The 14,550-nt window shown below is 75.2% G+C and carries 17 protein-coding genes; 8 read left to right on the forward strand and 9 right to left on the reverse strand.

Annotation, left to right across the window (positions count from 1 at the left end):
- The first annotated feature begins 25 nt into the window (after nt 1-25).
- The 3 genes from ACFC2L_RS04305 to ACFC2L_RS04315 all read left to right on the forward strand — a co-directional run bounded on the left by ACFC2L_RS04305 (nt 26) and on the right by ACFC2L_RS04315 (nt 3,127).
- Nucleotides 26-1,423: an aspartate aminotransferase family protein gene (locus ACFC2L_RS04305; RefSeq protein WP_375823065.1), complete on the forward strand. Its 1,398-nt coding sequence runs from the start codon at nt 26-28 to the stop codon at nt 1,421-1,423.
- A gap of 173 nt (nt 1,424-1,596) precedes the next feature.
- Nucleotides 1,597-2,508 carry a sulfurtransferase gene (locus ACFC2L_RS04310; protein WP_047232734.1) on the forward strand — a complete coding sequence of 304 codons (912 nt, stop codon included), beginning with the start codon at nt 1,597-1,599 and terminating at the stop codon, nt 2,506-2,508.
- 160 nt (nt 2,509-2,668) lie between these two features.
- On the forward strand, nt 2,669-3,127 hold the full coding sequence (locus tag ACFC2L_RS04315) for a SufE family protein (RefSeq protein ID WP_375823066.1): 459 nt from the start codon (nt 2,669-2,671) through the stop codon (nt 3,125-3,127).
- A gap of 85 nt (nt 3,128-3,212) precedes the next feature.
- Here the strand turns inward: ACFC2L_RS04315 and ACFC2L_RS04320 are convergent, their stop codons facing one another.
- The 5 genes from ACFC2L_RS04320 to ACFC2L_RS04340 all read right to left on the reverse strand — a co-directional run bounded on the left by ACFC2L_RS04320 (nt 3,213) and on the right by ACFC2L_RS04340 (nt 6,716).
- On the reverse strand, nt 3,213-4,199 hold the full coding sequence (locus tag ACFC2L_RS04320) for a bile acid:sodium symporter family protein (RefSeq protein ID WP_375823067.1): 987 nt from the start codon (nt 4,197-4,199) through the stop codon (nt 3,213-3,215).
- 21 nt (nt 4,200-4,220) lie between these two features.
- The gene (locus tag ACFC2L_RS04325; protein WP_375823068.1) at nt 4,221-4,991 is read right to left on the reverse strand and encodes an SDR family NAD(P)-dependent oxidoreductase; all 771 of its coding nucleotides are present in this window, start codon (nt 4,989-4,991) and stop codon (nt 4,221-4,223) included.
- 25 nt (nt 4,992-5,016) lie between these two features.
- Nucleotides 5,017-5,481, reverse strand: coding sequence for a zf-TFIIB domain-containing protein (locus ACFC2L_RS04330; protein WP_375823069.1), 465 nt, complete (start codon nt 5,479-5,481; stop codon nt 5,017-5,019).
- A gap of 136 nt (nt 5,482-5,617) precedes the next feature.
- Entirely contained in the window at nt 5,618-5,989 is a 372-nt protein-coding gene (locus ACFC2L_RS04335) for a hypothetical protein (RefSeq protein ID WP_375823070.1), read from the reverse strand.
- A 109-nt stretch (nt 5,990-6,098) separates the two neighbouring features.
- Nucleotides 6,099-6,716, reverse strand: coding sequence for a TetR/AcrR family transcriptional regulator (locus ACFC2L_RS04340; RefSeq protein WP_375823071.1), 618 nt, complete (start codon nt 6,714-6,716; stop codon nt 6,099-6,101).
- A gap of 105 nt (nt 6,717-6,821) precedes the next feature.
- On the opposite strand from ACFC2L_RS04340, the gene ACFC2L_RS04345 reads away from it, so the two are divergent.
- Nucleotides 6,822-7,616, forward strand: a complete 795-nt coding sequence (locus ACFC2L_RS04345) for an SDR family NAD(P)-dependent oxidoreductase (RefSeq protein ID WP_375823072.1) — start codon at nt 6,822-6,824, stop codon at nt 7,614-7,616.
- 54 nt (nt 7,617-7,670) lie between these two features.
- On the opposite strand, the gene ACFC2L_RS04350 is transcribed toward ACFC2L_RS04345, so the two are convergent.
- The gene (locus ACFC2L_RS04350; RefSeq protein WP_375823073.1) at nt 7,671-8,792 is read right to left on the reverse strand and encodes a PfkB family carbohydrate kinase; all 1,122 of its coding nucleotides are present in this window, start codon (nt 8,790-8,792) and stop codon (nt 7,671-7,673) included.
- 3 nt (nt 8,793-8,795) lie between these two features.
- Complete coding sequence (gene eda / locus ACFC2L_RS04355; protein WP_375823074.1) at nt 8,796-9,455, reverse strand: bifunctional 4-hydroxy-2-oxoglutarate aldolase/2-dehydro-3-deoxy-phosphogluconate aldolase; 660 nt, start codon at nt 9,453-9,455, stop codon at nt 8,796-8,798.
- 73 nt (nt 9,456-9,528) lie between these two features.
- Here eda and ACFC2L_RS04360 point away from each other — a divergent pair, with 73 nt between their 5' ends.
- Both ACFC2L_RS04360 and ACFC2L_RS04365 read left to right on the forward strand, forming a co-directional pair.
- A complete protein-coding gene (locus tag ACFC2L_RS04360) occupies nt 9,529-10,434 on the forward strand; it encodes an IclR family transcriptional regulator (protein WP_375823075.1) in 906 nt (301 codons plus the stop codon).
- A gap of 43 nt (nt 10,435-10,477) precedes the next feature.
- Nucleotides 10,478-10,861, forward strand: a complete 384-nt coding sequence (locus tag ACFC2L_RS04365; protein ID WP_375823076.1) for a universal stress protein — start codon at nt 10,478-10,480, stop codon at nt 10,859-10,861.
- Nucleotides 10,862-10,924: 63 nt separating this feature from the next.
- On the opposite strand, the gene ACFC2L_RS04370 is transcribed toward ACFC2L_RS04365, so the two are convergent.
- Nucleotides 10,925-11,803 (reverse strand): SDR family oxidoreductase, encoded by an 879-nt coding sequence (locus ACFC2L_RS04370; RefSeq protein ID WP_375823077.1) that lies wholly within the window; start codon nt 11,801-11,803, stop codon nt 10,925-10,927.
- 141 nt (nt 11,804-11,944) lie between these two features.
- Between ACFC2L_RS04370 and ACFC2L_RS04375 the strand changes: the two genes are divergently transcribed.
- Nucleotides 11,945-12,355, forward strand: a complete 411-nt coding sequence (locus tag ACFC2L_RS04375) for a winged helix-turn-helix transcriptional regulator (RefSeq protein ID WP_375823078.1) — start codon at nt 11,945-11,947, stop codon at nt 12,353-12,355.
- 3 nt (nt 12,356-12,358) lie between these two features.
- Here the strand turns inward: ACFC2L_RS04375 and ACFC2L_RS04380 are convergent, their stop codons facing one another.
- Entirely contained in the window at nt 12,359-13,684 is a 1,326-nt protein-coding gene (locus tag ACFC2L_RS04380) for a GYF domain-containing protein (RefSeq protein WP_375823079.1), read from the reverse strand.
- Nucleotides 13,685-13,832: 148 nt separating this feature from the next.
- On the opposite strand from ACFC2L_RS04380, the gene ACFC2L_RS04385 reads away from it, so the two are divergent.
- A complete protein-coding gene (locus ACFC2L_RS04385; protein WP_375823080.1) occupies nt 13,833-14,546 on the forward strand; it encodes an NTP transferase domain-containing protein in 714 nt (237 codons plus the stop codon).
- Nucleotides 14,547-14,550 lie beyond the last annotated feature (4 nt).

Raw genomic sequence — 14,550 nt, forward strand, 5'->3', positions numbered from 1 at the left:
AGGCCGGCGTCCCTACGCTCGGAGGATGGCCGTCGTCCCGTCCCCCGCCCTCGCCGCGTCGACCCGCGCGGTCCCTCCCGCCGCCCCGTCCGAGACGGCGGACGACGCCGCGACGTTCTGGGCCGACGCGGACCAGCACCTCGTGCGGTACGGCGGGCCCTTCACTCCGGAGATCGTGGAGAGCGCGTCGGGCAGCTACGTCACGACGGCCGACGGCCGCCGGGTCCTCGACTTCACGTCGGGCCAGATGAGCGCCATCCTCGGGCACAGCCACCCGGCGATCGTCGAGACGGTGCGCAACCAGGTCGGGAGGCTCGACCACCTCTTCTCCGGGATGCTCTCGCGCCCGGTCGTCGACCTCGCGCGCCGGCTGGCGGCCACGCTGCCCGACCCGCTCGAGAAGGTCCTGCTCCTCACGACGGGCGCCGAGTCCAACGAGGCGGCGATCCGCATGGCGAAGCTCGTCACGGGTCGGCACGAGGTCGTCTCGCTCGCCGGGTCGTGGCACGGCATGACGCACGCCGCCGCCGCGGCGACGTACAGCGCGGGGCGCCGCGGGTACGGCCCGACGGCGCCCGGCAACCTCGTCATCCCCGTCCCGAACGCGTACCGGCCCGACCACGTCACGCCCGACGGCGCGCACGACTGGCGGCGCCAGCTCGACCTCGCGTTCGACCTCGTGGACGTGCAGTCCACGGGCAGCCTCGCCGCGTGCATCGTCGAGCCGATCCTCAGCTCGGGCGGGATCGTCGAGCTGCCGCCGGGCTACCTCGCGGCCCTGCGCGACAAGTGCCACGAGCGCGGGATGCTCCTCATCCTCGACGAGGCGCAGACCGCGTTGTGCCGGACCGGCTCCTGGTACGCGTTCGAGGGCCGCGACGGCGAGGAGCCCGTGGTGCCGGACATCCTCACCCTCTCCAAGACGCTCGGCGCCGGGCTGCCGCTCGCGGCCGTCGTCACGAGCGCCGAGATCGAGGCTCGTGCGCACGAGCGCGGCTTCCTGTTCTTCACGACGCACGTCTCCGACCCGCTCGTCGCGGCGGTCGGCAACACCGTCCTCGACGTGCTCGAGGCGGAGCAGACGGACGCCCGGGTGCGCGTGCTCGGCGGCCGCCTGCGTGCCGGGCTGCTCGATCTCCAGGAGCGGCACGCCACGATCGGCGACGTGCGCGGACGGGGTCTGCTGCAGGGCATCGAGCTCGTGCTGGACCGCGAGACCAAGGAGGGGGCCGACGCCCTCGGCGCCCTCGTCACCCGGCGGGCGCTCGACCTCGGGCTGCACATGAACGTCGTGCAGCTCCGTGGGATGGGCGGCGTGTTCCGCATCGCGCCCCCGCTCACGGTGAGCGAGGAGGAGCTCGACCTCGGGCTCGAGCTCCTCGACCGCGCGCTCGACGAGGCAGAGCGCGAGCTCCTCGGCTGAGAGCGCCCCGCCGGGGCGAGCGGGGCGGCGAGCGCGCCCGGTCCGGCCGCGCGCGGACCCGTCGGCAGCCCGCGTTTACACCGTCTCAGCATGCGCGACGGCCCTTCCGTGATGCGGACAGCAGACCTAGCCTGACGCTCGGACACCCCAGCTCCCGCCGCACGGAGGACACCATGCCCGCACCGCTCGACACCAGCGAGAAGATCACCCAGTACGCCCACCCCGACCGCCTCGTGAGCACGGACTGGCTCGCCGAGCACCTCGGTCAGCCGGGGATCGTCGTCGTCGAGTCCGACGAGGACGTGCTGCTGTACGAGACGGGCCACATCCCGGGCGCGGTGAAGATCGACTGGCACACGGACCTCAACGACCCCGACACGCGCGACTACATCGACGGCAAGGGCTTCGCGCAGCTCCTCGGCGACAAGGGCATCGGCCGCGACACGACGATCGTCGTCTACGGCGACAAGAACAACTGGTGGGCCGCGTACGCCGCGTGGGTCTTCACGCTGTTCGGCCACGAGGACGTGCGCCTGCTCGACGGCGGCCGCGGCAAGTGGATCGCGGAGGGCCGCGAGGTCACGACCGACGTCCCCGCGCCGGAGGCCGTCGAGTACCCCGTCGTCGAGCGCGACGACGTGACGATCCGCGCGTTCAAGGAGGACGTCCTCGCGCACATCGGCAACGGCCCGCTCGTCGACATCCGTTCTCCGCAGGAGTACACGGGCGAGCGCCTGCACATCCCCGACTACCCGGAGGAGGGCGTGCTGCGCGGCGGGCACATCCCGACGGCGCGCAACGTCCCGTGGGCGACCGCGGTCGCCGAGGACGGCACCTACAAGTCGCGCGAGCAGCTCGAGGCGATCTACCAGGAGGGCGGCCTCGGCCTCGCGACGGACGACGAGGTCGTCACGTACTGCCGCATCGGCGAGCGCTCGAGCCACACGTGGTTCGCGCTGACCTACCTGCTCGGGTTCGACAAGGTCCGCAACTACGACGGCTCGTGGACCGAGTGGGGCAACGCCGTGCGCGTGCCGATCGTCAAGGGCGAGGAGGCCGGCGAGGCCCCCGCGTCGCTCAACTGACGCACCGCTCGTCCCTCACGCCCGACCGCGCGCGGCCGCTCCCTCGTGGAGCCGCCGCGCGCCGTCGGCGTCTGCCGCCGGGCATACGTCGCGCCGGCCGGGTGTTCCGCACGGTGGGACTCCGTCCCGGCCGCACGCCCCCGATGCAAGGATCGACACCATGAGCTCCCCGTCCGACGCCTCGTCCCTGCCCGCGGCCCTCGCGGAGATCCGCGAGGACTTCCTCGCGCTGCCCGAGCGCGAGCGGCTGCAGCTCCTGCTCGAGTTCGCGAACGAGCTGCCCGACCTCCCCGAGCGCTACGCGAGCGCGCCCGGCCTGCTCGAGCGCATCGAGGAGTGCCAGTCCCCCGTGCGCGCGTTCGCGGAGGTCGACGGCGACGGCGTCGTGCACTTCTTCGCGACCGCGCCCGCCGAGGCGCCGACGACGCGCGGGTTCGCGTCGATCCTCGCGCAGGGCCTCTCGGGCCTGACCGTGCAGGAGGTGCTCGACGTGCCGGACGACTACCCCATGTCGATCGGCCTCACGCGGGCCGTGAGCCCGCTGCGCATCGGCGGCATGAACGGCATGCTCACGCGCGCCAAGCGCCAGGTCCGCGAGCAGGTGGCCGAGCGCCCCTGACCGGAGGTTCGCACCAGCACCGGCCGAGCATGCGGTTGCGGCCCGTCCGGACGTCCTGACGAGACGCGACGTCATGCCCGGCGCGTCAGTCGCGGAGCGCGAGGCGGCGCGCGAGGACCGCGCAGACGACGAGCTGGAGCTGGTGGAACACGATCACCGGGACGGCGACGACGCCGGCGACCGCCACGGGGAACAGCACGCTCGCCATGGGCAGCCCGGTGGCGAGCGACTTCTTGGACCCGCACATGAGGAGCGCGATCCGGTCCTCGGTCGACAGCCGCAGCGCCGCCCCGCCCCACCACGTGAGCGCGAGCATCGCGGCGAGGACGAGCGCGCTCACGACGAGCAGCGCGACGATCGACCAGCCGGACACGCTCGACCACACGCCCGCCGAGGACGCGGCGGCGACGGCGCCGAACACGACGACGAGGATCGTGCCCCGGTCGACGCCGAGCGTGAGCCAGCGCCGCGCGCGGACCCAGTCCCCCACCCACGGCTGGAGGAGCTGCCCGACGACGAACGGCAGCAGGAGCTGGAGCAGCACCGTGCGCAGGCCGCCGAGCCCGCCCGTGGGACCGTCGGCGCCCCCGGCCGCGCCGCCGGGACCGCTCATGAGCCAGAGCACGAGCAGCGGCGTGACGATCATCCCGGCGACGTTCGAGACGGTCGCCCCGCAGATCGCCCCGGCGACGTTGCCGCGCGCGACCGACGTGAACGCGACGGACGACTGCACCGTCGAGGGCAGCAGGGACAGGTAGAGCACCCCCGCGGCGAGCGGTGCCCCGACGAGCGGCTCGACGACCCACGCCGTGACGAGCCCGAGCACCGGGAAGACGACGTACGTCGCCGCGAGGATCCCGCCCTGGAGGCGCCAGTTCCGCAGGCCCGCCCAGACCTCGCGCGTGGACAGGCGCATGCCGTAGACGAGGAAGAGGACCGTGACCGCGACGTCCGCGACGGCGTCGACCACGCGCTGCGCGCCCGGCCCCACCGGCACGACGAGCCCGAGCACGAGCACGACCAGCAGCGTGACGACGAACGGGTCGACCCACCGGCTCAGGACTGCACGCACGGGGACCGAGCCTAGCCCGGCTCAGAACAGGGTGTAGCCGCCGTCGACGGTGACGACCGCGCCCGTCATGAAGCTCGACGCCGCGCTCGCGAGGAACACGACGGGCGGTCCGATCTCCTCGGGCTCGGCCCAGCGCCGCATCGCGGCGGGCGCGACGCAGTCGTCGTAGTACTCGGGCTGGTCGACGGGCGACGCCTCGGTGCGCACGTAGCCGGGCGCGACGGCGTTGACGCGGATGCCGTGCGGCGCCCACTCGGCCGCGAGGCCCTTGGTGAGCTGGTGCACCGCCGCCTTGGACGCGAGGTAGGCCGGCTGCCAGCGCGGCCGGTTGACGATCGACGCCGACATCGAACCGACGTTGACGATCGTGCCCGGGCGGCCCTCCGCGACCAGGGCCCGCGCGACCGCGCGCGAGCAGTACCAGACGCCGTCGAGGTTGGTCGTGAGCGTGCGGTGCCACACGTCGTCGTCGATCTCGAGCGCGGCTCCCCCGATCGAGATCCCCGCATTGTTGACGAGGAGGTCGACCGTCCCGAGGTCCGCGGCCGCGCGCCCGACGACGTCGTCGACCTGCGCGCGGTCCGTCACGTCGAGCGCGTACCCGCGCGCGTCGATCCCGCCCGCCCGCAGCGCGGCGGCCGCGTCCTCGGCGGCCGGCGCGGTGGTCGCGGTGAGCGCGACCCGCGCCCCGGCCTCGCCGAGCGCGCGGGCGACGGCCCGCCCGATGCCCCGGCTCCCGCCGGTGAGCAGGGCCGTGCGGCCGACGAGCGAGAACGAGTCGAGGACGGTCACGCGGGACAGTCGACCACGGGCCGCGTCAGAAGTCGAAGAGGTCCTCGAGCCACGACTCCTTCTTCTTCCGCTTGCGGTAGCGGGGGTCGTACCCGTCGCGCCCGTCGTAGCGGCGGTCGCGGTCGTCGCGGTAGCGGTCGTCCCGGTACCGGTCGTCGCCGTACTGGCCGCCCCGGTAGCGGTCACGGTCGTCGTACCGGCGCTCGTCGCGGTGCCCGTCGTACCCGGGCGTGCCGTAGTCCACGGCCGGCGCCGGCGGGTACGACGTCGGCGCGGGGGCCGGGGCCGCGGGCGGCACGGGGGCCGGGGCGGGCGCGGCGGCGGCCGGGCCCGCGGCCTCGGCGGCGATCTCGCTCTCCAGCGAGCGGTCGATGATCTTGTCCAGCTCGCCACGGTCGAGCCACACGCCGCGGCACGTCGGGCAGTAGTCGATCTCCACGCCCTTGCGCTCGGTCATGACGAGCACGGTCTGGTCGGTGGGGCACAGCATGAGGTCCTCCGCTCGGGTGGGCGTCGTCCGTCCGACTCGCGGCACGGGTGCTGGCAGTCCAACGCGCCACGCGCCGCCCGGGTTCCCGCACGCTCGCGGTCCGTGCGTGCGACGCCCCGGGCCGCGCCGCCGCGCTTCAGTCCTCGTCCGCCGCGAGCTGCTCGCGCAGCTCCTCGGCGAGGTGCCGCTCGTCGTCGAGGGCGGCGAGCGCGTCCGCGAGCAGGGGCAAAGCCTCGGCGCCCGCGAGGAACCGGGCCGCCCCGGCGTCGTCGTGCAGCCGCAGCGCGAGGTCGGCGCGCAGCACGAGCGCGCGGAACCGGAGGGGCTCGGAGACGGTGCGGGCCCGGACGCCCTCGGCGTCGAACGCGCGGTCGAGGACGCGGGCAGCCCCTGCGGCGTCGCCCGCACCTCGCAGGATCCGCGCGTGCTCGACGGCGCGTGCCAGGTCGAGCGCCGGGTCCACCCTGCGCCGGGGCAGGCTCGCCGAGGCAGCCCGGCCACCAGTCACGACGACACCTCCCGCCCCCGACGCGTCCTGTCACCCTAACCCGCGGCCCAGGACCACGCCGGGGAGCCGCCGGCACGGGTGGCCCGACCCATTGGTCGACCCCGGTCGGTCACGCCTCCGGCGCGAGGACGGTGGCGAGGACCGCGTCCACGAGCGCGCGGCGGTCGTCGACGAGGTCGCCGGGCCACTGCTGGTGGGGCTTGTGCAGGCGGAGCGAGACGAGGCCGTGGAGCGCGACCCACACCCGGGTCGCCGCGAGCCGCGCGCTCTCCCGGTCCGCGCCCCCGTCGACGAGGATCTGGGCGGTCTCCTCGACGAGCCTGTCGCCGGGCAGGTCCTGCCCGCCCTCGATGTCCAGCGAGTCGATGCTCTCGAAGAGGAGCTGGTACGCACCGGGATGGTCGAGGCCCCACGCCACGTACGCCGCGGCCCCCCGGTGCAGGCGCTCGCGCGCGTCGAGCGCCGGGTCGTCGGCGGCGCCCAACGCTGCCGCGAGCCCGTCGAGGTGACGCTCGAGGACCGCCCAGACGAGGTCCGCCTGCGAGGCGAAGTGGAGGTAGACGGCGGCGGGTGAGACCCCGACGGCCCGCGCCACGGCGCGCAGGGACGGGGCCGGCACGCCCCGGGGTCGTGCGAGGAGCGTCGCGGCGGCGTCGACGAGCTCACGACGGAGCTGCTCGCCCTGCCCCCGCGCGTGCGGCACGCGACGGCTCGGCGCGGCGGTCATCGGCGTCGACCGGGGCTTGCGGCGGGCGCGAGTTCGGTGTACACCTGTTCACCATACTCGGTGAACAGGTGTACACCTTCGATCCCACCACCCTGGAGGACCGCCATGCCCCTCGACTACCGCGGGACCACCGCCCTGGTCACCGGCGCGAGCTCGGGCCTCGGCCGCGAGCTCTCGAGCCGCCTGGCCGGGCGCGGCGCCGACCTCGTGCTCGTCGCCCGTCGCGCCGACCGCCTGGAGGAGCTCGCCGCCGAGCTGCGCACCCGCACGCGGGCGACCGTCACCGTGCTCCCCTACGACCTCGCCACCCCCCGGCCGGGCGCCGCCCTCGCGGCGATGCTCCGGGAGCGCGGCATCACCCTCGGCACGCTCGTGAACAACGCCGGGTTCGGCTCGCACGGCGCGCTCGCTGACGCGGACGCGGACCGCGTCGCCGCCGAGGTCCAGGTGAACGTCGCGAGCCTCGTCGACCTCACGCGCACGTTCCTGCCCGAGCTGGTCGCCACCGGGCGCGGCGCGCTCGTCAACGTCGCGAGCACCGCCGCCTACCAGGCGACGCCCGGCATGGCGGTGTACGGCGCGACCAAGGCCTTCGTCCGCTCCTTCACCGAGGCGCTCTGGTACGAGACGCGGGGCACCGGCCTGCGCACGCTCGCCCTGTCCCCCGGACCGGTCCCGACCGAGTTCTTCGACGTGCTCGGCGCGGAGGAGGCGAAGATCGGCCAGGTCCGCAGCGCCGAGCAGGTCGTGCGCGACGCGCTGCGCGCGCTCGACCGCCGCGACGCGCCGCCCGGCGTCGTCCCCGGGCTCGGCAACCGCCTCCAGACGCTCGCGGCGCGCCTCGCCCCGACGCGCGCGATCGTCACGCTGTCCGGGCGGATGCTCTCCCCGGCGCACTGAGCCCGTCCTCCCGGGCGCACCGCGACCCGCGGTGCGCCCGGGACGAGCGGGACGTCAGCGCTGCACGCGCGCGCTGCCGCCCGAGGCGAGCTTGCGCACCTCGGCGAGCGACGCCGTCGACGTGTCGCCCGGCGTCGTCATGGCGAGGGCGCCGTGCGCCGCGCCGTACTCGACCGCCTCGTGGATCGAGCCGAGCTCCATGAGCCCGTACGCGAGGCCCGACGCGAACGAGTCGCCGCCGCCCACGCGGTCGAGGATCTCCAGGCCGGGGCGGTGCGTCGCCTCGGCGAAGCCCTGCACGCGCGACCACGCGATCGCACCCCAGTCGTTGACGGTCGCCGTCCTCACGCCGCGCAGCGTCGTCGCGACGACCTGGAAGTTGGGGTACTCCGCGGCGGCCCGCTCGATCATCGCGCGGAAGGCCCCGGTGTCGAGGTCGGTGAGGTTCTCGTCGACGCCCTCCACCTCGAAGCCCAGCGAGGCCGTGAAGTCCTCCTCGTTGCCGATCATCACGTCGACGTAGCGCGCCAGCCGGCGATTGACCTCCTGCGCGCGCTCGACGCCCCCGATGCCCGTCCACAGCGACGGGCGGTAGTTGAGGTCGTAGGACACGACCGTGCCGTGGCGGCGCGCGGCGGCCATGGCCGCCTCCGCGACGTCGGCCGACGACTCGGACAGCGCCGCGAAGATCCCGCCGGTGTGGAACCAGCGCACGCCACGGCCGAACACGTCGTCCCAGTCGACGTCCTCGGGCCGGAGCTGGGCGATCGCGGTGTTGCCGCGGTCGGAGACGCCGACCGCGCCGCGCACGCCGAAGCCGCGCTCGGTGAAGTTGAGCCCGTTGCGCACGGTGCGGCCGATGCCGTCGTACTCGCGCCACTGCACCCAGCGCGTGTCGAGCCCGCCGGTGAGCATGAGGTCCTCGACGAGGCGGCCGACCTCGTTGTCCGCGAGCGCGGTGACGACCGCGCCGCGCAGGCCGAAGGCGCGGCGCAGGCCGCGCGCGACGTTGTACTCGCCGCCGCCCTCCCACGCGTCGAAGCTGCGGGCGGTCTTGATGCGGCGCTCGCCCGGGTCGAGGCGCAGCATGACCTCGCCGAGGGCGACGACGTCGTAGGCGCACTCGCCCGCGGGGCGGAGAGCGAGCGGGGGCTGGTTCTGGGTCGTGTCGGGCACGGGTCAGGCTCCTTCGGCGGGGTGCGGGGCCGTGGCGGCGAGCTCGACGGCCTCGCGCGTGCGGCGGGTGATCTCGGCGGTGTCGCCCGCGCGCACGAGGGCGGCGTCGACCATCCAGGAACCGCCGGCCGCGAGCACCGACGGCAGCGCGAGATAGTTGAGCAGGTTGGCGGCGCTCACGCCGCCGGTCGGGACGAAGCGCAGGCCCGGGAAAGGCGCGGAGAAGGCCTTGACCGCCGCGGGGCCTCCGACGACGTTCGCCGGGAAGAGCTTCACGGCGTCCAGGCCCAGGTCGAGCGCGGCGATGACGTCGGACGGCGTCGCGACCCCGGGCAGGACCGGCACCCCGAGCTCCTGCGCGCGGCGCACGACGGCGGCCGAGAGCCCCGGCGAGACGAGGAAGCGTGCCCCGGCCTCGACGGCCTCGTCGACCTGGGCCGCCTTGACGACGGTCCCCGCGCCGACGAGCACGTCCGGCACCTCGCGCGCGATCGCCTCGATCGCGGCGCGGGCACCCGCGGTGCGGAAGGTGACCTCCGCGACCGGCAGCCCGCCGTCGCGCAGCGCGGTCGCGACGAGCACACCCTGCTCCGCGTCGTCGACGACGACGACCGGCACGACGCGGACGCGTGCGATCGCCTCCAGGGGTCCGTGGGATGACATCCTCGCTCCGTTTCGCTATGGTGAACGCCTGTTGTTCACTACGGAACGCACTCTAGGCGAAGGAGCCACGACGATGGAAACCGGGAGCACGGCGTCGGGCCCGCGGGAGGGCAGCGAGCACGCGGCGGGCGGGCACGCCGCGAGCCCGCTCGGGAGCGTCGACAGGGCGCTGACCGCGCTCGAGGCCCTCGCCGCGGCGGGCCCCACCGGGGTCGCGCTCGGCGACCTCGCACGCTCGCTCGGGCTGCACAAGGCCTCCCTCCACCGCACGCTCGCGGCGCTGCGCTACCGCGGCTACGCCGAGCAGGACGCCACGACCGGCGACTACCGGCTCGGCCCGGCGGCGACCGCGCTCGCGACGGTCTACCTCGGCGAGGAGAACCTGCCCGCGCTCCTGCACCCGGTGCTCGTCGCGGTCTGCCGGGCGACGGACGAGCTCGTGCACCTCGGAGCCCTCGCCGGGACGGAGATCGTGTACCTGGACAAGGTCGAGCCCGCGCGCGCCGTGCGCGTCTGGTCGGCCGTCGGCCGACGTCGCCCCGCGGCCACCACGGCCCTCGGGCGCGCGCTGCTGGCCCACCGGCCGCTCGACGAGGCCGCGCTCGCCTGGTACGCGGCGGCCGCCCCCGACGAGCATCCGGTCACCGCCGCCGCGCTCCGCGCGACGTGCGACGCGACGCGGACGAGCGGCTTCGCGACGGAGACGGAGGAGAACGAGCCGGGCATCAGCTGCGTCGCGGTGCCCGTGCTGCGCGACGGCCAGTCCGTCGCCGCGGTGAGCGTCACCGCGCCGGCCGAGCGGCTCGGGGCGCGCCGGCGCCGTGAGATCGAGACCGTCCTCCGCGAGGTGGTCCCGCCCCTGCTGCCGCCGACGCTCACCGTGCCGGACGCCGTGCTCGGCCGGCCCGGCCGGCACGGCCCGCACGACGACCCCGCCGCGACCGGAGCGCGTCGACCGGCGACGCCAGCGGGGCTGTGAGAGAGTTCAACCGCAGCACGACGGAATGACGGAAGGGCCCGCGATGACCGTCCTCGTGGCGTACAACGACTCCCCGCAGGGCGAGACCGCGTTCCGGGCGGCCGTCGCCGAGGCGGTCCACCGCTCGACCGCCCTCGCGGTCCTCGTCCTCACCCCGCAGGACGCCGACGCGGGCGTCCCCGCGACCCTCGCGCACCTGCTCGACACGCTTCCCGCCGAGGTCGCCCGTCCCGAGATCTCCTACCGCTCGGAGCACCTCGACCCCGCCGAGGCGATCATCGCCGCGGCCGAGCGCACCGGCCCCGACCTCGTCGTCGTGGGTGCGCGCAAGCGTTCGCCGGTCGGCAAGTTCCTGCTCGGCAGCACGACGCAGCGCGTGCTCCTCGACTCGCCCGTCCCGGTGCTCGTCGTCAAGGCGTCGCACTGACGCCCTCCTGACGGGTGCCGCGACGCGGCCTCCCGGTACCCCGGACGGCCACGTCGCGACCTCTCAGTCCTGCGCGACGGCGGCGCGCAGCCCGTCGACCAGCGGGGTCGTCGGGCGGCCCAGCAGGCCTGCGAGCTCCCCCGACGTCTCGGCGAGCAGCCCGTCGCGGATGTTGCCGTCCAGCGCGACGACGAACCCGGCGGTGCCCTCGTCCAGTCCAGCCCCCAGCAGGAACGCCCGGTGCGCGTCAGGGCTCACGCGCCGATAGGTGACGGGGCGCCCGAGCACCTCGGCGGCTGCGGCGGCGAGGTCGTCGAACGTCCACGCGACGTCGCCGCTCAGCTCGTAGACGGCCCCCGCGTGCGCGGAGGCGTCCGCCTGCGCGGCGAGCGCGACGACTGCCGCGGCCTCGGCGTAGTCCGCACGGGTCGCGCTCGCGACCCGACCGTCGCCGACGCTCGACACGAGCTCGCCGGACTCGCGGGCGCCCACGACGTCGCCGACGTAGTTCTCCGTGTACCAGTTGTTCCGCAGGATCGTGGTCGCCAGTCCCGAGGCGGCCAGGAGCTCCTCCGTGGCCTTGTGCTCGGGCGCGAGGACGAGCGCGGAGGTCGTCGCGTGCGGCGCGCTCGTGTAGATCACGCGGGAGACCCCGGCCGCGGCGGCCGCCTCGACCACGTTGCGGTGCTGTGGCACCCGCTGCCCGACCTCGGAGCCCGACACGAGGACGAGCACGTCGACGCCCGCGAGCGCCGCCGCCAGGGTCTCGGGGCGCGCGTAGTCGGCCTCGCGGACCTGGACACCACGGTCGGCGAGGTCGGCGACCTTGGCGGTGGTCCGCGCGGCGGCGATCACCTGGGACGGGTCGGCGCCGCGGGCGAGGAGGGACTCGACGACGAGGCGGCCGAGGTGGCCGCTGGCTCCGGTGACGGCGATGGACATGCGAGGACTCCTTCGGTGCGGGGACGCGACCGGGCGGTCGCGCCGTCCCAGCATGCACTTACTTTTCGATAGTGCCAACTAGGAGCAGGTGCGGTCTATCTCACAGTGCCACCCAACGTGCACGCGCCGTATCCTGGGGCGATGACGACCGACGCCCGCCCCGCGGAGGACACCGGACCTACCGACGCGATGGTGGCCGACGTCTTCCAGCGCGGCTGCACGTCGCGACACGTCCTCGAGACCGTCACCGGACGGTGGGGCGTGCTCACGGTCGCGGGCCTGCGCGACGGCGCGGTGCGGTTCAACGCGCTGCGGCGCCGCATCGACGGGGTCAGCGAGAAGATGCTCGCCCAGACCCTCCAGTCCCTCGAGCGCGACGGCATCGTCGTGCGCGAGGTGCGCGCGACCATCCCGCCGCACGTCGAGTACTCCCTCACCGACCTCGGGCGCCGCGTCGCCGACAGCCTCACGGGGCTGCTCGACGTCCTCGAGGGCTCGGTCACGGAGGTGACGGCGTCCCAGCACGCGTACGACGCGCGCCGGGACGCCTGAGGCTCACGTCTGCGAGCGCACGTACCAGAACACGAGCGCGCCGACGACGAGCAGGCCCGCCAGCACGGCGAGCACGATCTTGCCGACGCTGTACGGGCGCCGCCCGATCACCTGGCCGGTGTTCGCGTTGACCATGACCTGCCACTGCTTGCCCGCGTACACGTACGTCGCGATCCACAGCGGCAGCAGCACGAGCTTGAACATCACGTCCGCGTAGGCGGTGCGGATCGAGCCGACGCGCTGCTCGTCGCCCCCGATGTCGCGCTCGACGTCGTCCTTGATCACCGGCGCCATCTTCTGCTTCGCGCGGTCCAGGCCGACCGGGGGCTCGACGTCGTACCGGGCAGCCGCGAACCCCGCGAGGTACTCGGCGCGGAACGGCACCGCGTGCGACAGCGGCCACGGGCCGAGCGTCGCCAGGTCCCGCTCGGCCACCTGCGAGGACGCGGGGCCGAGCACGTCGTCGAAGTCGCGCGCGACGTGCCCCGAGACGTGCGTCCAGGCCACCCGTCGCTCCCGGGTCTCCTCGTCCCCGTTCTTGACGGTCACGTAGTAGGCGTCGCCGCGCTGCCCCGAGTACGCCGACGACGTGCGCGCGTCGAACGTCCAGTGCGGCACGTACGAGCCGTGCAGGGACTCCGTGTCCCCGACCTTCTTCAGCTCGCCCGGCGCGAACCAGCGCGAGCGCACCCAGCGCCGGAACGCCTCGCGCGCCTGCGCCTGCTCGACGCCGAACGGCACGACCGCCTCCGGCTGCACCAGGCCGTCCGTCTCGGCCGCCGCGACGAGGTGGCCGCCGCAGAACCGGCACGCGACGGACAGGTCGGTCCCCTGCGTCGTCGCGCCGCACCCGTCGCACGTGAGGACCCGCGCGTCGAGGATCCCGGCGCGCACCCCGCCCTGTGCGGCGGCCCACGCGTCGAACGAGTGCTCGTCGACGGCGTCGCCCGGCGCGTGCACGATCGCGACCGTCCCGCCGCACGCCACGCACCGCAGGTGCTGCGTCCCCGGCGCGTACGCGAGCTGCGACCCGCACGCCTCGCAGCGCGTGCGGACGAGCTCTCCCTGGGCGTCGCTCACCGTCAGCCCCGCCACCTGTCCGGTCGGGTCTCCGGTCGGGGCGCCGGTCGGAGGCAGCGGCGGCGGTGTCGCGGCGAACAGCGCCGCGAGCGCGGGGACCTCGCCCGCGGCGGTCCACGCGGCCATGCCCTCCTGCCACACGAGCGACGCGCGCGTCACCTCGCCGGACCGGACGCGGCCGGCGAGGTCCGCCGTCGTGCCGGGCCCGGCCTGCGTGCCGCCGACCGCCCAGTACCAGGGCGACTCCACGGCGGGAAGGGGCGGCGGCCCCGCGGGCGGCGCCGGCGTCCCGGAGCTCGGCGCCGTCCGCATCCGCGCGTTCGGGACGTACGCGCTGCAGGTCGTGGACCCGTCGGCGCTAGGGACCCCGGGTTCGGCGGCGACCTATCCTGGCCGGGTGCCGAACCCGCCGACGACCGCGCCCGCGACGCCCACCGTCGCCGTCCTGCTCGCCGCGGGTGCCGGGACGCGGCTCGGGCGCGGGCCCAAGGCGCTGCTCCCCCACCGCGGCGGGACGCTCGTCGAGCACGCGGCCCGGGTGCTGCTCGCGGGCGGGTGCGACGCCGTCGTCGTGGTCCTCGGCGCCGGGGCCGAGGACGTGCGGGCCGCGACCGCGCTCGACGACCCCCGGGTGCGCGTCGTCGACAACCCCGGCTGGGCGACCGGCATGGCGTCGTCGCTGCGGGTCGGCGTCGCCGCGGCGCTCGACCTCGCACCCGCAAGGGTCGTCGTCGCGCACGTGGACCAGCCCGGCGTCGTGCCCGACGACGTCGCGCGCCTCCTCGCGTCCCACCACCCCGGCCGCGTGACGGCGTCGCGCTGGACGACGAGCCCCGCGCGTCGAGCACGACCTGGAGGTCGCCCCGAGGCGGAGAACGACCCTCAGGCCGTGCTCGGCGCCGAACCGACCCCGCGGTGGGCGCACCCGCTCGTCCTCGACGCCGCGCTCGCCGAGCCCGCCGTCGCGAGCGCCCGGGGCGACCACGGCGCCCGCGACTTCCTGCGCGCCCACGCGGACCTCATCGACGTCGTCGACCACCCGGGCGACGGCCGCGACCTCGACACGGAAGCCGACCTCGACCTCCTGGACCCGCGCCCCCGCGCCCGCTGAGTGC

Origin of the sequence: Cellulosimicrobium sp. NPDC055967 (assembly GCF_042269845.1) — a bacterium.
In the GTDB taxonomy this organism is placed as follows: Bacteria; Actinomycetota; Actinomycetes; order Actinomycetales; family Cellulomonadaceae; genus Cellulosimicrobium.